This is a genomic window from Gilvimarinus polysaccharolyticus (assembly GCF_001187555.1).
Lineage (GTDB): Bacteria > Pseudomonadota > Gammaproteobacteria > Pseudomonadales > Cellvibrionaceae > Gilvimarinus > Gilvimarinus polysaccharolyticus.
The window spans coordinates 497920-520555 of record NZ_LFIJ01000002.1 but is presented as its reverse complement, the minus strand read 5'-3'; the positions used below and the strand labels follow the sequence as shown (position 1 = coordinate 520555).

17 protein-coding genes are annotated in these 22636 nt (G+C 49.0%); 13 read left to right on the top strand and 4 right to left on the bottom strand.

Annotation, left to right across the window (positions count from 1 at the left end; genetic code table 11):
- Positions 1–25: 25 nt before the first annotated feature.
- Together GILYN3_RS10810 and GILYN3_RS10805 are read right to left on the bottom strand one after the other, a co-directional pair.
- A complete protein-coding gene (locus tag GILYN3_RS10810; protein ID WP_049722991.1) occupies positions 26–742 on the bottom strand; it encodes a hypothetical protein in 717 nt (238 codons plus the stop codon).
- A gap of 75 nt (positions 743–817) precedes the next feature.
- Positions 818–2164: an MATE family efflux transporter gene (locus GILYN3_RS10805; protein WP_049722990.1), complete on the bottom strand. Its 1347-nt coding sequence runs from the start codon at positions 2162–2164 to the stop codon at positions 818–820.
- A gap of 425 nt (positions 2165–2589) precedes the next feature.
- Between GILYN3_RS10805 and coxB the strand changes: the two genes are divergently transcribed.
- From coxB to GILYN3_RS10785, 4 genes are read left to right on the top strand one after another with little or no spacing between them, the layout of a single operon-like run.
- Complete coding sequence (coxB, locus tag GILYN3_RS10800) at positions 2590–3735, top strand: cytochrome c oxidase subunit II (RefSeq protein WP_049722989.1); 1146 nt, start codon at positions 2590–2592, stop codon at positions 3733–3735.
- A gap of 10 nt (positions 3736–3745) precedes the next feature.
- Positions 3746–5296 (top strand): cytochrome c oxidase subunit I, encoded by a 1551-nt coding sequence (gene ctaD, locus GILYN3_RS10795; RefSeq protein ID WP_049722988.1) that lies wholly within the window; start codon positions 3746–3748, stop codon positions 5294–5296.
- A gap of 25 nt (positions 5297–5321) precedes the next feature.
- Entirely contained in the window at positions 5322–5900 is a 579-nt protein-coding gene (locus tag GILYN3_RS10790) for a cytochrome c oxidase assembly protein (RefSeq protein WP_049722987.1), read from the top strand.
- 43 nt (positions 5901–5943) lie between these two features.
- Positions 5944–6855 (top strand): cytochrome c oxidase subunit 3, encoded by a 912-nt coding sequence (locus GILYN3_RS10785; RefSeq protein WP_049722986.1) that lies wholly within the window; start codon positions 5944–5946, stop codon positions 6853–6855.
- A 33-nt stretch (positions 6856–6888) separates the two neighbouring features.
- Here the strand turns inward: GILYN3_RS10785 and GILYN3_RS10780 are convergent, their stop codons facing one another.
- Entirely contained in the window at positions 6889–7116 is a 228-nt protein-coding gene (locus GILYN3_RS10780; RefSeq protein WP_049723925.1) for a DUF2909 domain-containing protein, read from the bottom strand.
- A 104-nt stretch (positions 7117–7220) separates the two neighbouring features.
- Here GILYN3_RS10780 and GILYN3_RS10775 point away from each other — a divergent pair, with 104 nt between their 5' ends.
- From GILYN3_RS10775 to acnA, 8 genes are all read left to right on the top strand, one after another.
- Positions 7221–8132, top strand: coding sequence for an SURF1 family protein (locus GILYN3_RS10775; protein ID WP_049722985.1), 912 nt, complete (start codon positions 7221–7223; stop codon positions 8130–8132).
- The gene (locus GILYN3_RS10770) at positions 8129–8752 is read left to right on the top strand and encodes a hypothetical protein (RefSeq protein ID WP_049722984.1); all 624 of its coding nucleotides are present in this window, start codon (positions 8129–8131) and stop codon (positions 8750–8752) included. The genes GILYN3_RS10775 and GILYN3_RS10770 overlap by 4 nt, the downstream gene beginning before the upstream one ends.
- Positions 8753–8763: 11 nt before the next feature.
- Entirely contained in the window at positions 8764–9789 is a 1026-nt protein-coding gene (locus tag GILYN3_RS10765) for a COX15/CtaA family protein (protein ID WP_049722983.1), read from the top strand.
- A 99-nt stretch (positions 9790–9888) separates the two neighbouring features.
- Positions 9889–10794 (top strand): heme o synthase, encoded by a 906-nt coding sequence (gene cyoE / locus GILYN3_RS10760; protein WP_049722982.1) that lies wholly within the window; start codon positions 9889–9891, stop codon positions 10792–10794.
- Positions 10795–10803: 9 nt separating this feature from the next.
- Positions 10804–11466 (top strand): SCO family protein, encoded by a 663-nt coding sequence (locus tag GILYN3_RS10755; RefSeq protein ID WP_049722981.1) that lies wholly within the window; start codon positions 10804–10806, stop codon positions 11464–11466.
- A 321-nt stretch (positions 11467–11787) separates the two neighbouring features.
- Positions 11788–14118, top strand: a complete 2331-nt coding sequence (locus GILYN3_RS10750) for a glycoside hydrolase family 95 protein (RefSeq protein WP_049722980.1) — start codon at positions 11788–11790, stop codon at positions 14116–14118.
- Between the two features lie 339 nt (positions 14119–14457).
- Complete coding sequence (locus GILYN3_RS10745; RefSeq protein ID WP_198147345.1) at positions 14458–17358, top strand: TonB-dependent receptor; 2901 nt, start codon at positions 14458–14460, stop codon at positions 17356–17358.
- A 325-nt stretch (positions 17359–17683) separates the two neighbouring features.
- Positions 17684–20419, top strand: coding sequence for an aconitate hydratase AcnA (acnA, locus tag GILYN3_RS10740; protein WP_049722979.1), 2736 nt, complete (start codon positions 17684–17686; stop codon positions 20417–20419).
- Between the two features lie 24 nt (positions 20420–20443).
- Here acnA and GILYN3_RS10735 read toward each other — a convergent pair whose 3' ends face one another.
- Positions 20444–21469 carry an integron integrase gene (locus GILYN3_RS10735; RefSeq protein WP_049722978.1) on the bottom strand — a complete coding sequence of 342 codons (1026 nt, stop codon included), beginning with the start codon at positions 21467–21469 and terminating at the stop codon, positions 20444–20446.
- 751 nt (positions 21470–22220) lie between these two features.
- Here GILYN3_RS10735 and GILYN3_RS10730 point away from each other — a divergent pair.
- Complete coding sequence (locus GILYN3_RS10730) at positions 22221–22541, top strand: hypothetical protein (protein WP_049722977.1); 321 nt, start codon at positions 22221–22223, stop codon at positions 22539–22541.
- The last annotated feature ends 95 nt before the right edge of the window (positions 22542–22636 follow it).

Sequence of the window (22636 nt, the reverse complement as noted above, 5' to 3'; positions counted from 1 at the left end):
TTTTGGTCTGTCTTTTACGTTTGATTTAGCCCTTATAGCCTGCCCGATTACGGCGCTCCGAGAAATCTAAAAATACTAAACGCCCCGCTGCCAAGCATGGCCAATGGGCTTGCTCAGCGGAGCTTTTGTGGACACAGTGCCGCCGAAAAAATTGCTTAAATGCTGCACTGTTAAAGTGGCATTTTGCAAATAATAACTCGGCCGAAAACAGCACCGCTTGATCAAGCTCTGTGGCAAAGGCTTCGCCAATGAGCTCGTGGCTGACAAGGTTAGCTCGAGTGGTATCCATGGAAATTAATGGCGCGCCGCAAAAGGCAATAAAGCGGTCGTTAAGTTCTTCGAGCAGACGGTGGGCGAGATAAGCTGCGGGGAGTAATGCGTGTACGCTGTGGCGACTGCGCGCGAGTTCACCGGGGTGCAGAAAATAATTTAACGCCACTTTTAGCAGTGGCTCGATCTGCCCGCTAACGTCCGTCTGCGAGATAGCAGCGTGCATAGCTTCAATGTAATTGGGTACATGCTCGATATAGCGCACGACAAAATCGGCTAACAAGAGTGGCGCGACATTGGTTGGAATAGTAATAGCATCGTGCAGTGTGTGGCTGCGAGTTTGCAGGCGCGCAATCAGTGCCGATGTCTCGTTAGCATCAGCACAGAGGTCGTCGATAAGGGCGCGGGTATTGCTAATGTGTGTGACTAGCGTATCGCGGTTAAAGCTGGGGCGGATTACCGGCGAATGCATTAATAATTCCGTAGTAAAACAACTACTATTAAAAGTAATACAAAGTGCGGCGTTTGCAAGCCACCGCCGCGTAAATTAAGCATTATTTTTTAGCTGTCGTTGCAATATCACAAAAACTAACCCCATCGCTAAGCTGCGGGCAAGGTTAAAGCCACAAAAAGCCAGCCATAACCCACTGTTACCTAGCGGCTGGGTTATCCACCAAAGTGGAAAAAATACCACTGCGGTGCAAGCCAGCATGGTGTTTTGCATCGCACGGGTAGCGCCGCAGCCTAAAAAGACACCATCGAGCTGATACGCCCATACGGTTAACAGTGGCAGGGCGATAACCCAGCCAAACTGCAGCTTGGTTTGTGCCAGCACTTGAGGCAGGGCGGTAAATAGCGCCAGCCAGTAGTCTTGGCCCAGCCAAAATAGCAGGCTGATGGCCAGCGCTGTAAGTAGGGCAAGTGCCGTGGTGCCTTGCACAACACGGACAAATTCAGTGCGGTTGTGGCCGCCTACTGCTTTGCCGCATAAGGCCTCGGCGGCGTGGGCAAAACCGTCTAAGGCATGAGAGGTTAGCAGCACAAACTGTAATAAAATGGCGTTGGCCGCGACAATATTGGTGCTCATCTGCGCCCCTTGGGCGGTAAAAAACGTAAACACACCCAATAGACACGCAGTGCGCACAAATAAGTGCCGGTTAACTTGTAATAGTGGCAGGTAGTCACGCCAGCAGGTTAGGCAAGCGCGCCAATGCGCGCTAACGCAGGCAGGGTCGATTTTCGCGGCCAGTAAATAAAGCCCCACAGCTAGGGCGCAGTATTCGGCAATTACCGAGGCCCACGCGGCGCCGTCACTGTTCATCTCTAGGCCGATAATCAATACCACATCGAGTAGTAAATTCACCCCGTTGGCCATCAGCACCAATAGCAGCGGGCGACGAGTGTCTTGTTGGCCGATAAACCAACCAATGAGGGTGTAGTTGAGTAGCGTGGCAGGAGCGCTGAGTAGCCGTATGGCACAGTAGCTCGCGGCTAGGCTGGCAACGCCGGACTCTGGCCGCATCAAATATAAGCCCAGCTCAATCAGCCAAGGCTTGAGTAATAGCAGGCAGACGGCAAGCGCGAGCGCCAATACGGCCGAGCGTAGCCACAGTAAGGTGGCCTCGGTTTGATCCGCGGCGCCCACCGCACGAGACACCAAACTGGTAGTGCCCATGCGTAAAAACCCAAACGACCAATACAGCAGCGATACCAAGCTTGCACCGATGGCAACGGCGCCCAAAAAACGAGAGGTATCCAAGTGGCCTAGAATCGCGGTGTCGACAGCGCCCAGCAGCGGTACGCAAAGATTGCTGAGCATAATAGGCCAAACCAGCGGCCATATACCCCGTAGGCGTCCGCGCGAAGGCTTGGGGTAAGCGTTAGAGTGAGTCATGATCGAATCATACGCGGTTGCGCCTTAAAGTACCCTATAGGCTGCACGGCAAGCCGTTTAGGTGCGCTTGTGTGGCGCTATCAGGGCGCCATAAGTACGACAAATTTATTGACTTTTTTGCAGCGTTGTGGCCACATTGACGCCATGATTGCGACGATTTGCCGCAGTTTATAAGTAGTATCCCTCCGGATTTTTGTTGGTATCCAATAAGCTAACGGAGCAAATCCCGCTTGCTTGCAGGCAAGTGTGACAAAGATTGCGCGCGTAATTTAACAATAACTTGAGTGCGTTTTAAGGTTTCAGTGTGTCGTCAGCGACAAAGTGATGCAGGCTTGAACACCAAGGCCAAAAGCCTAGGTTATGCAGGTCGACCGTAAAACAATAAATATTAAGCATAACGAAACAGTTAACGGAGAAGATGGGCAATGTTGAAAACAGCACGTAGGCTTTGCGCCTGGATGCTCGGTTTCACCTGTTTGCTTGCGGCAGGTGGCGCACTAGCAGAAGAAGTTGAGCGGTGGAAGTTTAATATGACACCGGGTGTAACACCGATTAGTCAGAATGTTTACAGTTTGCATATGCAAATATTCTGGTGGTGTGTCGCGATCGGCGTGGTCGTGTTCGGTATCATGTTTGTTAGCATGTTTTTACATCGCAAATCACGCGGCGTAAAACCGGCAAACTTTCACGAGAGTACATTGCTTGAGCTTCTCTGGACGGCAATTCCTTTCGCTATTCTTATCATGATGGGCATACCTGCCTCTAAAACACTGATTGATCTCTACGACACGGAAAAATCCGAAGTTGATGTTTTGATTACCGGCTATCAGTGGAGCTGGAAGTATGAAATCTTGGGTGAAGATGTAAGTTTCTTCAGCAAACTTACGACCCCCACCGATCAAATTGAAGGTCATGCTAGTAAAGGCGTTAACTATCTACTCGAGGTAGATGAGCCGTTGGTGTTGCCAGTTAATAAGAAGATTCGTTTTTTGGTTACCGCCAATGATGTGATTCACAGCTGGTGGGTACCAGCGTTTGCGGTTAAGCGCGACGCCATTCCGGGTTTTATTAATGACGCTTGGGCGGTGATTACCGAGCCCGGCATCTACCGTGGCCAGTGTGCCGAGCTATGTGGTAAAGATCATGGCTTTATGCCTGTCGTGGTCGAGGCCAAGTCCGAAGCCGATTATCAAGCTTGGCTTGCCGAGAAAAAAGCCGCTGCCGCTGCCATTGCCGAACTAACCGAAAAACCTTTTACCTTTGATGAGCTTTACGCTAAGGGCGAAGAGGTTTACAGCCGCTCTTGCGCCGCTTGTCATTTGGCTGGCGGTCAGGGTGTTCCAGGTGTCTTTCCGGCCCTGAAAGATAGCCCCGTAGCGCTCGGTGATATAAACCATCACATTGATGTAGTCGTCAACGGCGTTGCCGGCACCGCGATGCAAGCCTTTGGTGAGCAATTGTCCGAAGTAGACATCGCCGCCGTTGTTACTTATGAGCGTACTGCTTGGGATAACAATATGGGCGACCTAGCTCAACCAATTGATATTTATAACCATAAACAAGGCAAATAGGAGGTAGACAATGGCTCACGGCCCCGCTAAAGGTTTAACGCGCTGGTTGTATACCACCAACCACAAAGATATTGGCAGCATGTACCTGTGGTTTAGTTTTGCCATGTTCTTTTTGGGTGGCATATTCGCGCTGGTGATTCGCGCCGAACTGTTCCAACCTGGCTTGCAAATAGTCGAGCCAAATTTCTTTAACCAGATGACCACCATGCACGGCTTGGTGATGGTGTTTGGTGCGGTAATGCCGGCGTTTGTCGGTCTTGCCAACTGGATGGTGCCGCTGATGATTGGCGCACCGGATATGGCTTTGCCACGGATGAACAACTGGAGCTTCTGGATCCTACCGTTCGCCTTTGCAATGTTGTCATCAACCTTGTTTATGACCGGTGGTGCACCCAACTTTGGTTGGACCTTTTACGCACCGCTTTCTACCACCTACGCACCGCCGTCGGTAACTTTTTTCATCTTTGCTATTCACATTATGGGTGCTAGCTCGATCATGGGCGCGATCAACATTATCGCCACCATTTTGAACATGCGCGCGCCTGGCATGACGTTGATGAAAATGCCGATGTTTGTTTGGACGTGGTTAATTACCGCCTTTTTGCTGATTGCCGTAATGCCGGTATTGGCCGGCGCGGTTACCATGATGCTGATGGACATCCACTTTGGCACCAGCTTCTTTGATGCTGCCGGTGGTGGTGATCCGGTATTGTTCCAGCACGTGTTCTGGTTCTTTGGTCACCCTGAGGTGTACATCATGATCTTGCCGGCGTTTGGTATCGTCAGCGCGATCATCCCCACCTTTGCGCGCAAGCCGCTGTTTGGCTATAGCTCTATGGTATACGCCACCGCCGCCATTGCTATTTTGAGCTTTGTCGTTTGGGCGCACCACATGTTTACGGTCGGTATGCCAATCGCCGGTGAGCTGTTCTTTATGTGGGCCACCATGCTTATCTCGGTGCCTACTGGGGTTAAGATATTCAACTGGGTGGCCACCATGTTTAAAGGTTCTATGACCTTTGAAACGCCCATGTTGTTCTCTATTGCGTTTGTTATTTTGTTTACCATTGGTGGTTTTTCTGGGGTGATGCTCGCTATCGCACCGGCCGACTTCCAATACCACGATACTTACTTTGTGGTGGCTCACTTTCACTATGTACTGGTGCCGGGTGCGATCTTCTCGATCACTGCGGGCGTTTACTACTGGCTGCCTAAGTGGAGCGGCCGGATGTACAACGAAACCATGGGTAAGGTACATTTTTGGTTGGCGTTTATCGGCCTTAACGTTACCTTTTTCCCGATGCACTTTTCGGGTCTTGCGGGTATGCCACGTCGAATTCCCGATTACAACATGATGTTTGCTGACTGGAATATGATTTCATCTGTAGGCGCGGTGTTGTTTGGCGCTGCTCAATTGGTGTTCTTGTATAACGTTATCTCGACCATTTTGTCTGGCAAAAAAGCTACTGATGAAGTGTGGGATAACCCAGAAGGTTTGGAGTGGACAGTGCCATCGCCTGCGCCATACCACACATTTACCGAACCACCAGCTATAAAATAACGAGCTATTTAGTAGGTGCACAAACATGAAGTTAGCGTGGCCAGATAAACCAACAACTAGGTTAGCTTTGCAGTTAGGGTTGGTTGGTTGTGGCATGTTTGTGTTTGCAATCTGGATCATGCCGCCGTTGTACGATGCGTTTTGTGATATCACTGGTTTAAATGGTAAAACCGGTGATAAATACCAATCGGTTGCAAGCAAGATAGACACGAGCCGCGTTATTGACGTGCAGTTTATTGCAACTAACAACGACGGTATGCCCTGGAAATTTAGCCCCGAGATCAAGCAAGTATCGGTGCATCCAGGGGAGCAAACCAGAATCAACTATGTAGCACACAACCCTACCGATAAAGATATGGTAGGGCAGGCGATTCCTAGCTTGGTGCCTTATAAGGCGGTTAATTTTTTTCACAAAACAGAATGTTTTTGTTTTGAACAGCAAGCCTTGTTAGCAGGGAAAGATGCCATCTTGCCGATGATTTTTATCATTGATCAAGACATACCGAAGCACATTAAAACAATAACGCTGAGTTATACCTTGTTTGATGTAACAGAGCGTTTTAGCAAAGATGAGTTGTTAAACATGGTCCACGAAGGGCCTTAAGATTAACCGCAATACAATAAAATTTTAGCGGGGAGTACAACGTATGAGTGCAGGAACCTACTACGTACCGGAGCAGAGCCGACTGCCGATCTGGGCAAGCTTAGGGTTGTTTTTGACGGTATTTGGTGCGGCCAACTGGATCAATGGTAACGCTAAGGGCCCCTACATCTTTCTTGTCGGTGGGTTAGTGTTTGCAACAGTGTTGTGGAGCTGGTTTAGCATAGTTATTAGCGAGAATATGGCCGGCAAAAATAGCCCGCAACTCAAGCGCTCGTACGTGATGGGCATGGGTTGGTTTATTTTCTCAGAGGTAATGTTCTTTGCCGCGTTCTTTGGTGCGTTGTTTTATATTCGCAACTTAGCGCTGCCTTGGTTGAGCGGTGTAGGCGATGGCGCAGACAATGGTTTGTTGTGGCCGGGCTTTGAGGCCGAGTGGCCCTTGTTAACCACGCCCGATATGGCTGTAAATGGAGATGCCGCAACCAACATTGGCCCAGGCCAGAGCATGAGTTTTCCAGGTTGGGAGGGCATGCTGGGTTGGTTGCCATTATGGAACACCTTGATCCTGCTGACCTCCAGTGTGACAGTACACTTCGCTCACAGCGCCGTCAAAAACAATAACCGCAAAGGCTTTAATATTTGGTTGGGTCTTACCGTTGTGTTGGGTGTGGTGTTCTTGATTCTGCAAGTAGAAGAGTATATTCACGCGTATCACGAGCTAGGCTTAACTCTGCAATCTGGCATTTATGGCACCACCTTCTTTATGCTGACAGGCTTTCACGGTGCGCACGTTACCATCGGTACCCTGATGTTGTTTATTATGCTGATGCGCTCGCTGATTAAAGGCCACTTCAAGCCTGATGATAACTTTGGCTTTGAAGCGGCAAGTTGGTATTGGCACTTTGTAGATGTGGTTTGGGTGGGTCTGTTCTTTGTCGTTTATATCTTTGGTTAAGAATTAATAGCTTAACATTTAGGCGTTTTGGGATTATGGCAATCGCTGATCCCAAGGTGCCGTGTTGGTTAAAATGCCAGAATAAAAACCATATATCACGCACGCCATCATTAACGTGGCAAGCGTAATGCGTATACCTAGGGCGTACAGCGTACGTTTTTTGTGGCTGCCGCCGGCATCGCGCAACAAAAAATTTAAGCCAGCGGTTAGGCTCAGCAATACGCCCGCAAACAGAATCAAGATAATTATTTTAAGCCACATAGTAAAACCTAAGTTATTAGAGCGCTTTACAGCTAACGGCCGTAACAAACAGCTCAGTGAATTAATGCCCGGGAAATAAAAGCCTAGGCAATAGCAAGGTTAGAGTGAATAGTAACGCAGGCAACGTGTTTGCCCAAACAATAGAAGTTGTTGGGCGCACAGGGCCACAGCCGTTAGAGTTCGGCTGCATTAAAGCAGCCATGTTAACCGCTGAGGTAGAGGTACCGCTTGTGACACCCATACCGACAGCTTCCCCACAACTGACGCTTACACCAAATCGTGTCATTATCGGGTTGGCTATTGTATTTTTTCCGCTGCTGTTAACTCTTGGTTTTTGGCAGCTTACGCGGGCGGCAGAAAAGCGCGCTATTTTGCAACAAATACAAGAGCGTCAAGCCGGTGCTCCAGTTGAGCTTGATGAGTTTTCAGCGAGCGCTTTGGCACCCTATACAAGGGTTATAGTTCGCGGTGAGTTTGATAACCAGCACCTTTGGTTGATCGATAACCGTCAGCGTGATGGCCGTACCGGCTTTGAGGTTGTGCAGGTGTTTAGCTTAAAGAATAATCAGAAGATCCTGGTGAACCGTGGTTGGTTGGCCGGAGATGTAAGCCGTAAACAATTACCCGATGTACCTTTAGTCGCCGGCGAGGTCAGTATTTTTGCCGAACTGTACCCAGTAAATTCGCATCCATTGCTTAACGCGCAAGGCGAAACCACTACCTGGCCTAAGGTAATTACCGAAGTAAATGTCGCGCTAATGGCCGATGCAGTTGGACAGCTGTTGGCGCCTGGAATTTTAAAATTAGATGATGCAAGCCCCGCTGCACTGCGCACCGAATGGCAAGCGGTTAATATGTCACCCGAGCGACATACCGGTTATGCTATTCAGTGGTTTGGCTTGGCGATAGCATTAGTCTTGTTAACCTTGTTTGCCAGTACCAATCTTGCATCGGTGTGGCATTATTACTGGCACAAAAGCTCAACTAAACATGACCAACAGGCCGACGACTTATGACAGACGTGCAACAAACATCCCAATCACCTAGTAAAAAGCGTGGGCAACTGCAAGCGCTGCTGTTAATGCTGATCGTCGCTTTACCTATGATCGCCGCCTACACCATTTATCACACCGGCTGGGGTATGCCAGATGGCACAGTTAATCAAGGTGTATTGCTGAGTCCACCCATTCAAATTTCAGATCTTGCCCCGCAAGAGCAAAATGAAACCTGGGATTTAACAGAAGAGTCTAAACGCTGGCGTTATGTGATTCCGGGCAACGCTAGCTGTGATAAAACCTGTCTAGACAACCTCTATCTAACCCGTCAGGTACATATTCGGCTTAACGAAAAAGCAGAGCGAGTCGAGCGTATTTATTTATTGCAGGATGAGGTTCTTTCGCCTGAGCTGACACAACATATTAAAGAACAACATCCGCTGCTTCGGGTGATGACGATTAAACGCTCAGATCTTACCGAGGCTCTTAAAGGCAGTAACTTTAGCGATGACCCGGTTGCAGCCGGGCGTTATTTCTTAATGGACCAAGAAGGTTTTTTAATGCTCGCCTACACCCCTGTTCATAGCGGTGGTGAGCTTTTAAAAGACATAAAGAAAATGCTTAAAAACTCGTACGAATAAGAGTGGCTGTGATGCAAAAAAAATTGTTTGTGTGGGGTTACCGGTTGGCACTAATGGCCACTGCACTGGCTTGTGTGGTTGTGGTACTTGGCGCTTTTACACGGTTGTCTGATGCCGGTCTCGGCTGTCCCGATTGGCCCGGCTGTTACGGCCACATGACTTGGCCCACCACGAGCGAGCACGTGGCTGCGGCCGAAGCGCTGTTTCCCGAGACGCCCGTCGAACACGATAAAACCTGGCCAGAAATGGTGCATCGCCACTTTGCAGGTAGTTTGGGGCTGTTGATCTTAGCGCTGACCATTTTAACTTGGTGGCGTGCCAGTAAAACCGGCGAGCGTCTACCTCGGGGGCACACCGTTGGGCTTTTGGTTTTAGTGATAATACAAGCCGCGTTTGGTATGTGGACGGTCACCTTAAAGCTGTGGCCGCAAGTGGTTACCGCGCATTTGTTGGGCGGCTTTGCCACGGTTAGTTTGTTGTGGTTACTGGTGCAGCGATTGAGTGGCCAGTGTTGGCAACTATCGCCAGCGGGGTTAGCGCGGGTTCAGAACTTGCGGCCGTTGGTTGTTATGGTTTTATTGTTGGTGATTGTACAAATTGCCCTAGGCGGTTGGACAAGCTCTAACTATGCCGCCTTAGCTTGTACAGACTTTCCTACTTGTCACGGTCAGTGGTGGCCGGCAATGGATGTGGCGCGAGGCTTTAATTTAGCGCAAGGTATTGGGCCAAACTATTTAGGTGGACTGTTAGAGGGTGAAGCCCGCACCGCGATTCATATGGCACATCGCCTAGGTGCATTGGTGGTAAGCATAAGCGTTATATTGCTGGCGTTGCGCTTGCTGCGATTAGATGAGCGTACCAAGCCACTGGCATGGACACTATTGGGTGTTTTATTACTGCAAGTGAGTTTGGGGGTAACCAACGTGGCGGCGCAATTACCTTTGTCGGTAGCAGTGGCACACAATGCCTGTGGCGCTTTACTGTTATTAGTGCTGGTAACCTTGACGCACCGAGTCTATACAGCGCACAGTAACTGATACAAACAGCGCATCACATAGTGTATACAAGAGTGTAGACTAAAAAGACTAGGCTGCACGGATTAAAAACCGAGTAAACATAGATAAAGCAGTAACCTTATGACTCAAACACAAGCGGCACCCCACGTACCTATTTGGCGTGATTACTACGAGCTAACCAAACCTCGGGTGGTTATGCTGATGATCCTCACCTCGGTGATTGGCATGTTATTGGCTGTGCCGGGTATGGTGCCTCTTGATGTGCTTATTATTGGTAATCTTGGCATTGCTTTGTGCGCCGGATCGGCCGCTGCGGTCAATCATTTAGTCGATCGCGGCATTGATCAAAAAATGGCGCGCACGCACAATCGTCCGGTCGCTAAAGGCCGAGTCGAGCCAATGCAAGCGGCGCTGTTTGCGCTGGTTATTGGCGCTATCGGCATGACGTTACTGCTGGTATTTATCAACACCTTAACCGCCGTGTTAACGCTAATCTCGCTGCTTGGTTACGCGGTGGTTTACACCTTATTTTTAAAGCGCGCTACGCCACAAAATATTGTTATTGGTGGTATCGCAGGAGCAGCCCCACCGCTGTTGGGGTGGACCGCCGTTACCGGCACGCTAGATGGCCACGGACTATTGCTGGTGTTAATTATTTTTGCTTGGACGCCGCCGCACTTCTGGGCGCTAGCAGTACACCGCAAAGATGAATACGCTAAAGCCGATATTCCTATGTTGCCGGTCACTCACGGCGAGCAATACACCAAACTGCATATCTTGTTGTACACCATTATTATGGTATTGGTTACGGTGCTACCGTTTGTTACTGGAATGATGAACTGGCTGTATTTGATTGGCGCGCTAGTGTTGGGGGCTGGGTTTATTTTTTGGTCGCTGATGATGCTGTTTAGCAAGCGCGAAAACGTGGGTATGGACACATTTAAATACTCCATTGTTTACCTAATGGCGCTGTTTGTCGTAATGTTGCTGGATCATTATCTGCTGCCCGTTACCCAATTGTTTTAAGGAGTTTGTGTGACTGAAACTAATACAACAAATCAAACTCGCCGGGGCATTCGGTTAACGGTTATCGGCTGTGTGGCTTTTATCTTACTAATGATTGCGTTTCTGATTAATAACTTATTAACGCCCAGAGTTATGACTGCGGATGAGCTGCGTTTAAACGGCGCGGTAGTTTTTGATACTCCGCGCCGGTTTGATGATTTTACTTTGCTCAATCAAAAAGGTGATGGGTTTACCCGCGCCGATTTAGTCGGCCAGTGGTCGCTGGTATTTTTTGGCTTTACCCACTGCCCTGATATTTGCCCTACGACTATGGCAGAGCTCGATAGGCTACTAAAGAATTTACCGGCCGATATTGCCGCAGACACCGAAGTGATATTAGTCAGCTTAGACCCAGCCCGCGATACGCCCGAGGTTTTATCTGAGTATGTGGGATACTTTGATCCAACGTTTATTGGAGTGACTGGTGATTTTTTGACACTGCGTCGGTTTGCCAATCAGGTAAACGTAGCGTTTAACAAAGTCACCATTGGCGATGACTACACAGTCGACCACTCCGCTAACGTAGTGTTAATTAACCCGCGCGGTGATTACCACGGCTTTTTTAAACCGCCTTTCGAGCTGGCAAAGCTTAAGGCGACCTACAGTTCTATTCATCAGAGCTTTAAACACTGATGATGTTTGATTTCTGAGCCGTGGGTATGGTGCGGCTCTAATCCTTCCTGTTTGACCGTATAAAATTTTATATAAAAAATAATTTGTACCTGTAAAACCGATGCGTTATAACAGACAGACGCCGTCGAGCGGAGCCTATTATAGTTGGCTATAGGGCCGTAGGTTCTGAGTCGGAATAACGCCATCGCCTGACATCACATGTAGTGGAATCATGGTAAACACTTAACGCCGCCTCGCGAGAACACAAATATGCCTGTTGTCCCATTCCTAAAACGCCTCAAAGCGTTTAGTCACAGCTGCCTATTATTATTGGTTTTGTTAATGACTCTTCCGGCGACAGCGGATGTGGTGCCTTTGTGGTTTGACAGTCCAGCAGTAGATTGGGAGCGTGAAGGTTTGCCAATTGGCAATGGCGCTATGGGGGCGGTTATTTTTGGTGGTGTTGAGCGCGACCGAATCCAATTAAACGAAAAATCATTGTGGACCGGCGGGCCCGACTCAAAACAGGGCTACGATTTTGGTGTCCCGCCCAATGGCAACCAACACAAAGCATTAGCAAAAACCCAAAAAATCATAGCTGAGCAGGGTCGTATGACACCGGAGGCCGCCGCTGAGCTTATGGGCCGAGATATTAAAGGTTATGGTAATTACCAGACCTTTGGCGATCTTTATCTAGAGGTTGCGGGCGAGGGGGAGGTCAGTGCTTATCGGCGTGAGCTGGACTTAACCACCGGCGTCGCCAGTGTGAGTTACCGTCAGGGGGGTATCAGTTATCGGCGAGAGTATTTTTACAGCTATCCAGACCAAGTATTGGTTGTGCAGCTAAGCGCCGATCAAGCGGCACAGCTGAATATTAACGCGAGTTTAGATATTCCCGATAATCGCAGCCAGAGATTTGTGCGCCAGGGAAGCTCGCTCACTGTACAAGGCGCGCTTAATGATAATCAGCTGACCTATGCCGGCAAACTAACGCTGCGTCACAAGGGCGGCAAGCTGCAAGTGGCTGACGCAGACACCGAGCTACATATTTTAGCGGCCGATGAGGTGACGTTACTGTTTAGCGCCGCCACCGGGTACGCGCCTAAATACCCCAGTTATCGTGGTGCTAACCCAGAGCCTCGGGTTAACAGTGTGGTTAATGCCGCCGCCGCGCAGCCTTACCAGCAGCTGCGCGAGCGCCACTTAAGCGACTACCAAACGCTGTTTAGCCGCGTGGCGTTAGACGTCGGTCAGATCGAGGCCGAGGATACCACGGCGCAACTACTGGCCAATTATGGCCAAGGCAATGCCGCTGCCGATCGCACCTTAGAGACCCTGTATTTTCAGTTTGGGCGCTACTTGTTAATTAGCTCGTCGCGTGCGGGCTCGTTGCCAGCTAACTTACAAGGCGTTTGGAATCACTCCAATACACCGCCGTGGAATGCCGATTACCACGTTAATATAAACCTGCAAATGAATTACTGGCCGGCCATGGTGACTAACTTGGCCGAAACCAGCGAGCCGCTATACGCCTTTATCGATTCGCTAATTGAGCCCGGCCGTGTATCGGCACAAAAATTACTGGGTGCGCGGGGTTGGACGCTGTTTTTAAACACCAACATCTGGGGTTTTACTGGCGTTATAGCCTGGCCTACTGCCTTTTGGCAGCCCGAAGCCGCCGCTTGGTTGACGCGACAGTACTTTGATTACTACCGCTTTACACAGGACGAAGTTTTTTTGCGCGAGCGGGCCTATCCGGCCATGAAAGAGGCCACATTATTTTGGTTAGACGCGTTAGTGACCGATCCGCGAGATGGCACGTTAGTGGTAAGCCCAAGTTTTAGCCCCGAACATGGCGACTTTACGGTCGCGGCAGCCATGAGTCAGCAAATAGTTGCCGAGCTGCTGCGCAACACACTGGAGGCGGCCAATATTTTAGGTGATACCGCGTTTGCCAAGCAGCTAATAGTTGTACAAGCCAAGCTTGATTCGGGGTTGCGCATTGGCCATTGGGGGCAACTGCAAGAGTGGAAGGCCGATCTTGACGACCCAGACAGTCAGCATCGTCATGTGTCGCACCTATACGCATTACACCCAGGGCGCACCATTAGTGTCGCGGATACCCCCGCGTTAGCACAGGCCGCCAAAGTCAGTTTAAACGCCCGGGGCGATGGCGGTACCGGCTGGTCACAGGCTTGGAAAATCAACTTTTGGGCACGGCTCGCCGATGGCGATCGGGCTCACAAAGTTTTAAGTGAACAATTTAAGCGCAGTACCTTACCCAATTTATGGGATAACCACCCACCGTTTCAAATTGATGGTAATTTTGGTGCAACGGCAGGTATTGCCGAAATGCTGCTGCAAAGCCACACCGGCAGCATAGCTTTATTGCCGGCACTGCCTAGTGTTTGGTCTAAGGGCAGCGTTACAGGCTTGCGAGCACGAGGTGATGTTACTGTTGATATTGCGTGGCAGGACGGGAAACTAATTCGTGCGAGTTTATTGGCTGGTCGCAGTGGTGAGTTGGTGTTACGTGATTACGGCTACAAAATTGCAGAGGCCGATACCGGTCGTGAGGTAACAACTCGGTCAAAAGATGGGATCATCGTGTTTAGTACAAAAGCCGGCAAACGCTACCACATTATGCCAAAGGCCTTGGCCGCCTTTGAGTAACTTCTTTGCTAACCGCCCTGCGGGGCGTGTCTAAACTGATTAATCTACGACCGTTCAGCTACCAGCGTTACAGCCTTATTTTTTCTTAATTCTCGCCTGCTCGTTGTTAACCTCCGTTCATTCAGAATAATTCAGCCATCAAAGGCCGTGACGTTTAATGTCACGGCCTTTGATGGCGCGACGCCTATTTTCCATATGGAAAATAATTTGCACTTATAAAACCAATGGGTTATAAAGTTCTCGCATATAAAAACACTTTTAAGTTTGAGGGTGGCGTGCGGCAGCCCAGTCGTGCGCAACCCAGCTCTAACTATAAAATATGAAAGAGGAAGACACTCCGTGAATGATGCTAAACAACCGTCAGTTTTTACGCCCCGTCGTATCATTAAAACCAGTGTTTCAGCACTTGTTTTGTCCGCTCTGGGTGTTGTTGCCCCAGTTATAGCCCAATCCGAAGAGGGCCTCGATGAGCTCCTTGAAGAAATTGTAGTTAGAGGGCAGCGTGCCAGTATTCAAAGTGCGCAAACGTTGAAGCGCGATGCTGATACTATTGTTGACTCTATTGTCGCCGACGATATTGGCAAGTTGCCTGATCGCTCGGTAACAGAGACTTTACAGCGAGTTCCCGGTGTTACCATCGACCACTTTATGTCTTTGGGTGACCCCGAGCATTTCTCGGCTGAGGGTAGTGGTGTCGCTGTGCGCGGTTTAACCCAAGTGCGTAGTGAGCTTAATGGACGCGACAGTTTTAGTGCTAATGGCGGTCGTAGCTTAAGCTTTGAAGACGTACCAGCCGAGTTAATGGCTGGTGTTGATGTCTACAAAAACCCCTCGGCGGATATGATTGAAGGGGGGTTAGGCGGGACCGTTAACTTGCGTACTCGTATGCCGTTTGACTCAGACGGGCAGGTGGTTTCGGGTTCTGTGAGCGCTAACTACGGTGACTTTATTAAAGAAACAGATCCATCTTATTCGGCCCTGTACAGTAATCGTTGGAACACAGACGCAGGTGAATTTGGTTTTTTAGTTGATGTCGCTTTTTCTGAAATATCAACCCGTACCGACGGTATTTTTAACCGTCCGTTTTTTCCGCGTGATGATATTGCGGGTATGGAAGGTACCACCGTGCAGGTACCACGAGGCGCCGATTGGCGTTCAATGGAATTTAACCGCGAACGCTTAGGTACCTATGCCGCGTTTCAATGGCGCCCTAATGACGAGATGGAATTTTATCTACAAGGCTTTCGTAGCAGCTACGACATGCGTTGGGATGAAGACGCCATCTTTGTGCAGAATGATGCCTACGCGACTCAACCTGCCGCTGGAACTAGTTTTAATATAGATGCTAATGGTGTGTTTCAGTCGGGTAGTTTAAGCCAAGAAGCTGGCATTCCGTTTGGTGCCGATATTCGGGTGTCCAACCGCGAATCCATCACCACCGATTTTTCTGGGGGTTTTAAGTGGACGCCTAGTGATAGCCTAGAGTTCAGCACTGACGTTCAATATACCAAAGCGACCACCGAAAGTTTAGATGCAACGATCGCAACCGGTATCGATCTTCCTTACATCGATATCGACTTAACGGACGAACGCCCACAAATTAAAGCCAACTCAGAGTATCTAGCGGATCCGACCAACTACTACTGGGCCTTCACTATGCCCTTTATAGAAGATAATGAGGGTGATCAGTTTGCTTGGCGTGGAGATGTTAAATATCACTTTTCCGACGATGGTTTCTTGCGGTTTGCCAAAACAGGTTTACGTTATACCGACCGCCAGGCAACCAATATAAACAGCGGCTACCATTGGCAAGGGGTGTTTCAGCCTTGGATGGCTTGGTGGAAATTACCTGGTGGTGAGCCAATGCCATCGGTTGATGATCCGAGCCAGATGTCTCTTAATGAGTTTGAAAACTTCTTCCGTGGCGATGCTCAGCTGCCAGGCAATGTTTACGCGCCCAGTAGTGAATTGGTTGAGGGTTATCCCGAGTCTTTTGACCAACTTCACGCGGATGCGTCGGCGTATTACTTATGTTGTGATGATTACGTGCCGGCAGATATTACCGACCCTAGTCGCTTAAACGAGCAAGAAGAACAAACCTACGCTGCCTACCTAACCTTAGGTTTCGGTATTGATGATTTAGCGCTGCCGATCGACGGTAATATAGGTGTGCGTGTAGTGCGTACCGAAAACGTGGCCAGCGGTATGCTGCGTTACCCTGAAACGATCGTGCTTGGTGCCGATGGTGTGACAGAGTCACAACCATGGTATCAAGAATCTGAAGATATAAGTGCGGAAAACTCTTACACCAATGTACTACCAAGCCTAAACTTGAGAGTTACTCTAAGTGATGAGTTGTTCTTGCGTTTTGCCGCGTCTAAAGCAATTTCCCGTGCGTCGTTCGGACAAATGCAAGCATACCAGTCATTAAGTGCCGACAAGCCTGAGGGTGTTCCTGATGGTGAGTTTGTGCCTGCCGATGATTTTGTTCTAACGTCTTCGTCTAGTTCAAACCCATTGCTCGAACCCATGGAGGCGACCCAGTTCGATGTGTCGCTCGAGTGGTACTTTAACGACGCCGGCGGTATGGTTCACGTAAATGCATTTACTAAGCAGATTGATGGTTTTATTCGTAATGAAACCATTCTTGAACAGCACGGGGGCTGGGACTATACAGTAACCCGTCCGGTGAACACAGGGACCGCCGACATCAGCGGCTTAGAGCTTGGTTGGAGCCAATTCTTCGACTCTTTACCAGAGCCCTTTGATGGATTAGGTTTACAGGCAAACTATACATACATCGATAGTAGCACCGATGTCCCCGAAAATGCGGGGTCTAACCCGGTGGATACAGATGGATCAAGCTACGGCAAAATGCCTTTTGAGGGGCTGTCTGAAAACTCATTTAATATCGTTGGCATGTATGAAAAGGGCCCGATTTCAATGCGTTTGGCTTATAACTGGCGCAGTGAATTCTTGATGTCTGTTGGGCCTAACGGCTTTAACGGAACCGACCGCGATATCACATGGCGTTTGCCCGTATATAACGATGATTATGGTCAATTAGACGGATCGATCTTTTATGATTTGACCGACAATGTTTCGCTGGGTTTAGAGTTGAACAACATTCTCAACTCCGAAACCCGCACTATCATGAAACAAAACGCAGCGGGTGATCACTATGCCTCTTACTTTGTGAATGACACGCGTTATGCATTAACGTTACGGGCGACGTTTTAAGTTCTGAGTAGGTTTCTATCAACTTAATTTAGTATCTGGAATGACTTGATACTCTTGATAGAGGCCTATTTGGTTGTTCAAGTATGACTCTCTACGGCTTGCGGCCCCACACTCTTAGAGTGCGGGGCCTTTTTTATATTGTAAAACCGTGACCAAAATGCGCATATTTACAGTTAGATAAGTACGTGTAGGCTTAGTTTGTCGCTTTATCTCCCTAAACGTTTAGAATGAATGGTAGCAAGCGCAGAGTTATGACCCGGCGCAAATCTTGCTCCACTTCTGCCTGTCTCTACAATTAAAACGGATTAGCCCTTGGGAGGTTACAGTGAGTGATAGCTTTAAATCCCGCAGTACACTGCGTATTAATGATAAAGAGTACACCTATTACCGGTTGGGAGCGCTGGCCGATCAGTACGATTTAAAGCGCCTGCCTTTTTGTTTAAAAATCTTACTAGAAAACCTGCTGCGTAAAGAAGACGGTAAAAACGTCTCGCGCCAAGATATCGAAACCTTATGTCGCTGGAAAGGCTCCGATAAAGCCTCAGAGCAAGTTAATTTTACCCCCGCGCGAGTAGTACTACAGGATTTTACCGGGGTACCGGCCGTTGTCGATTTGGCCGCTATGCGCGCTGCCATGCGTGATTTAAACGGCGATCCGGCCAAAATCAACCCGCTGGGCGCGGTCGACTTAGTCATCGATCACTCCGTTATGGTCGACTACTTTGGCACGCCCGACGCACTAGAAAAAAACACTCAACGAGAGTTTGAGCGCAACAACGAACGCTACCAGTTTTTGCGCTGGGGGCAGCAAGCGTTCTCTAACTTTCGCGTAGTGCCGCCGGGTACCGGCATTGTCCACCAAGTTAACTTAGAATACTTGGCCAAGGTGGTTTTGCTCGAGCAGCACGGTGACGAACAAGTAGCCTTGCCCGACACCTTAGTGGGCACCGATTCACACACCACCATGATCAATGGCTTGGGCGTATTGGGTTGGGGCGTGGGTGGTATTGAGGCCGAAGCGGCTATGTTGGGACAGCCTATAACCATGCTTATTCCCGAAGTGGTTGGCTTTGAGTTAAAAGGCGAGCTGCCGCCCTCGGCCACCGCGACTGATTTAGTGCTGACGGTGACTCAAATGCTGCGCGAACATGGTGTGGTCGGTAAGTTTGTTGAGTTTTACGGTGCTGGGTTGGCTAAGTTACCGCTGGCCGATCGCGCCACTATCGCCAATATGGCACCCGAGTACGGTGCTACCTGCGGTATTTTCCCGGTAGACGGCGAAACCTTGCGTTATATGGAGTTAACCGGTCGCGACCAAGAACAAATCGATTTGGTCGAGGCCTACGCAAAAGCGCAAGATTTGTGGCGCAATGACGACGACCCTGTCGCCGATTACAGCGATACCTTACAGCTAGATATGGGCGATGTTGTGCCGAGTTTAGCGGGCCCCAAACGTCCTCAAGATCGGATTGCATTAACCGACGCTAAAGCGGCATTTGCCCATTTACTAGAAACCGAACTGGCCGCGCGCGATACCGTGATTGCCAGTGACGACGACTCGCGCTTTGTTGCCGAGGGCGGCCAAACCGCTATCGACAACACCAACCTGCACGAACGCGGCGCAGTACAAGTAGAAATGAACGGCCAAGAATTTATGCTCAACCACGGGGCCGTTGTTATTGCTGCGATTACCTCTTGCACCAACACCTCTAACCCGGCCGTGTTAGTCGCCGCCGGCTTGGTGGCTAAAAAGGCGCAGGCGTTAGGCTTAATGACCAAACCGTGGGTAAAAACCTCTTTTGCACCTGGCTCACAAGTAGTCCCTGCCTATATGGAAAACGCCGGGTTACTGCAGCCGTTGGCCGATTTAGGTTTTGATATTGTTGGCTTTGGTTGCACCACCTGTATTGGTAACTCTGGGCCCTTGCCTGCTCCAGTGCAAAACGCTGTGCGTGCCGGTGATTTATTAGTGGCCGGAGTACTGTCGGGCAACCGCAACTTTGAAGGTCGTATTCATCAAGACGTACCCGCCAACTATTTAGCATCACCCCCGTTGGTAGTCGCTTATGCGCTGGCGGGTAATATGAACGTAGACTTACTTAAAGAGCCTTTAGGTCAAAGCAAAGATGGTAAGCCCGTGTACCTTAAAGATATCTGGCCTAGCCCCCAAGAGATTGCCGACACCATTACCAGCGCAATGACCGAAGGGCTATACCGTGACAAATACTCCGATGTATTTACCGGCACCCAAGCGTGGCAACAACTACCCGTGCCCGAAGACGAGATCTACTCATGGCCGGATTCTACCTATGTTAAAAAGCCCCCTTATTTTGCCGGCATGACTATGGCGTTAACCGAGCCTGCGCACATTAGCGGCGCACGCTGTTTAGTGAAAGTGGGAGACTCTATCACCACCGATCACATCTCCCCCGCTGGTGCGATTAAACCAGACAGCCCTGCAGGAGAATACTTAACCGCCCACGGTATAAAACCCACAGACTTTAATAGCTATGGCTCGCGCCGTGGCAATCACGAAGTGATGGTACGCGGTACCTTTGCCAATGTACGCCTTAAAAACCAACTGGCACCTGGCACCGAGGGCGGTTGGACAACCTACCTGCCCAACGGTGAACAAATGAGCATTTATGATGCCTCGCAAAAATATCAAGCAGAGGACACGCCGTTAATTGTCTTAACCGGTAAAGAATACGGCACCGGTTCCAGTCGCGATTGGGCCGCCAAAGGCACCAACTTGTTGGGGATTAAAGCCGTTATTGCCGAAAGTTTTGAACGAATTCACCGTTCAAATTTAGTAGGCTTTGGGGTATTACCACTGCAATACAAAGCGGGCGACACGGCCGCCACCTTAGATCTAGATGGCAGCGAAGTATTTGACATCGAACCTATTAAAGGCGAGCCAAAAACGTTAAAAGTTACAGCGACTAAAGGCGATGATAAAAAATCGTTTGAGGTGGAGGTGCGTATCGACACCGCTGTCGAGTGGGACTACTACCGCCACGGTGGAATTTTGCATTATGTGTTGCGGCAGTTGGCGGCGTAATTGGGCTAAATCGCCAATGGCTCGCTATGCGTAGGCATAGTGAGCTCGCCCATCCCGAACACCATCAAAAGGGCTTATCACGCCTAGCTTCCCTTGCTTTACGACATGCGTATAAATTTCGGTAGTCTTTACATCCGTATGGCCTAACAGCTGCTGTATGGTTCGAAGATCGTAGCCCTGTTCTAACAGCCGAGTGGCAAAAGAATGCCGAAAGGTGTGGCAAGACACATGTTTAGCAATCTCAGAGCGATTAACACAAGCCGTTAAGTGCTTCCGCACCGCGCTATGATGTAAATGGTGTCGTCTAATAACGCCAGTGCGCGGACAAGGCCCAGGCCTGCTGGATGGGAATAAATATTGCCATTTAGTTTGAAACGCTGCGCGGGGATACTTTCTGGCAAGAGCATCAGGTAAATACACCTCACCAAAGCCCCTTTGTAAATCTATCGCATGAATCGCTTTGGCGTGCTCTATTTGCTGCTGGATATCGTTTAGCAACGATTGGGGTAATAAGGTTGTTCGATCTTTACCCCCCTTACCGTGACGAACCACCAGTATTAGATTCTCAAAATCAATATCCAATATTCGTAGTGACAAACACTCTGCTTGGCGCAGCCCCGCGCCGTACATAAGCGCAAACATAAGCCGATAAGGGTTGTTAGCTAAATCGATAATCGTTTTCGCCTCGTTGTGTGAAAGCACAGTAGGGACTCGCTGTGATTTTTTGGCCCGTTTAAAGTTCATATTCTCAAGTGGTTGACTTAAAAATTGACGATAAAGAAACACTACCGCATTGAGTGCAATTTGTTGGGTTGCCACTGAGTTATTTCTTTCGGTGGCTAAATGCGTAAGCCAAGCCTCTACCGCTCTTTCATCAAGTGTCGACGGATGGGCTTTATTGTGAAATCGAATAAATTTCAAAATCCAGTGAACATATGTTTGTTCAGTGCGGTAAGAGAGCTGCCTAAACCGCATAAACGCCCGCAGCTGGTCCATAAATCGGGCCGACTTTTCAGGGATATACACTGGGATGTCTGAGGCTCTCTCCATGATTAGCTCCGCGCATGCGCTGTGTTTATATACAGCATAGTTGCAGGCTGCTGTCCGGTCAAATCCGTGTTCAGGGGAAACCCTTGAATACCATGGCAAGGAGATGATATTAGAAAACAATATTTTCTAAACAATTCAATGGGTTGAGCGGAGCTTGCGCGGCGGGATAAAAAAGATTAGATTAAGCCCTCAATTAAATTTAGTCGCACTTTCCCCAGACAAGGAACTGTCAACATATGTCTAATTCCTTTTTGTTTTCAACGCCTTCCATGTCTATCCTCATCCAATCTCTACTGGGGATAGGGTGCCGGGACAAAGTGCGACTGAGTCGCATGAATTAGCTGTTATATGCCACCACTTGTTCAAGTAATATTTTGTTGTGGTTTTGGTGTTTTAGAAAAGAGTATTGCGCTTGCTTCGTTCTTTTTCGTGGTAAGTTTTAGCGCAGTCAAATAGTTTTAAATGTGTGGCTACACAGTTTTCGCCTAACGTGTTTTGGTGAATCCATTTACAAAAGTGTTAGCGGCTCAAATTCATGGTTAGTGGCAAAGTGGTGGTTCGTTGTTAGCTCTACTCATTCCATGCAACTAACTTTTATATTTTTTAAACGTTATGTGTTTTCTAACCAGTAAACATATAACAAGTTGCTTCATCGGACACGTACAGTTGGCTGCGGCTCGTACCTCGCGCATTTTAGCCAACCATACTTAGCCGCTGAGCAAAGCGTTATAAGCTACCAAGTACTTGAATAATGTGGGAAGAAATAGAATTAGAAAACTGGAAAAACGTACCCTTTACTAGCGGAAGGTCAGCCACAGAAAGAGACGTCGAAGAGGGTAGAGCAGTATTCTTCATTCCTAGTGGTAGTACGCCGTATGAAACTGATTTACCTTTATTCGCAATACAAATAGATAACGGAAAAAATACAAGAGTTCCTTGTGTGGTAATTCAAGTCGAGAATTGTAGCGAGGGTACTGCCGTCGGTGTAAGGTACTTAGATGGTGGCAATGGTGTAGGCATGGCAAGCGAGTTCGAGTTTTACAATGGCATCCCCGAAGAATTCAGCTTATAACAAAGCGGTCAAGCTGACGTCTATTTCGTCGCTTGTTTATGTGGCGGTCGCTACGCTGCCACAACACAATCAACTACATAGCCGCAGCTTACCGC

Excerpts from the sequence above, each read along its gene's own strand:
- GILYN3_RS10810 (WP_049722991.1), bottom strand. The coding sequence starts at position 742 with ATGCATTCGCCGGTAATCCGCCCCAGCTTTAACCGCGATACGCTAGTC.
- GILYN3_RS10805 (WP_049722990.1), bottom strand. The coding sequence starts at position 2,164 with ATGACTCACTCTAACGCTTACCCCAAGCCTTCGCGCGGACGCCTACGG.
- coxB (WP_049722989.1), top strand. The coding sequence starts at position 2,590 with ATGTTGAAAACAGCACGTAGGCTTTGCGCCTGGATGCTCGGTTTCACC.
- ctaD (WP_049722988.1), top strand. The coding sequence starts at position 3,746 with ATGGCTCACGGCCCCGCTAAAGGTTTAACGCGCTGGTTGTATACCACC.
- GILYN3_RS10790 (WP_049722987.1), top strand. The coding sequence starts at position 5,322 with ATGAAGTTAGCGTGGCCAGATAAACCAACAACTAGGTTAGCTTTGCAG.
- GILYN3_RS10785 (WP_049722986.1), top strand. The coding sequence starts at position 5,944 with ATGAGTGCAGGAACCTACTACGTACCGGAGCAGAGCCGACTGCCGATC.
- GILYN3_RS10780 (WP_049723925.1), bottom strand. The coding sequence starts at position 7,116 with ATGTGGCTTAAAATAATTATCTTGATTCTGTTTGCGGGCGTATTGCTG.
- GILYN3_RS10770 (WP_049722984.1), top strand. The coding sequence starts at position 8,129 with ATGACAGACGTGCAACAAACATCCCAATCACCTAGTAAAAAGCGTGGG.
- GILYN3_RS10765 (WP_049722983.1), top strand. The coding sequence starts at position 8,764 with ATGCAAAAAAAATTGTTTGTGTGGGGTTACCGGTTGGCACTAATGGCC.
- cyoE (WP_049722982.1), top strand. The coding sequence starts at position 9,889 with ATGACTCAAACACAAGCGGCACCCCACGTACCTATTTGGCGTGATTAC.
- GILYN3_RS10750 (WP_049722980.1), top strand. The coding sequence starts at position 11,788 with ATGACTCTTCCGGCGACAGCGGATGTGGTGCCTTTGTGGTTTGACAGT.
- GILYN3_RS10735 (WP_049722978.1), bottom strand. The coding sequence starts at position 21,469 with ATGGAGAGAGCCTCAGACATCCCAGTGTATATCCCTGAAAAGTCGGCC.
- GILYN3_RS10730 (WP_049722977.1), top strand. The coding sequence starts at position 22,221 with ATGTGGGAAGAAATAGAATTAGAAAACTGGAAAAACGTACCCTTTACT.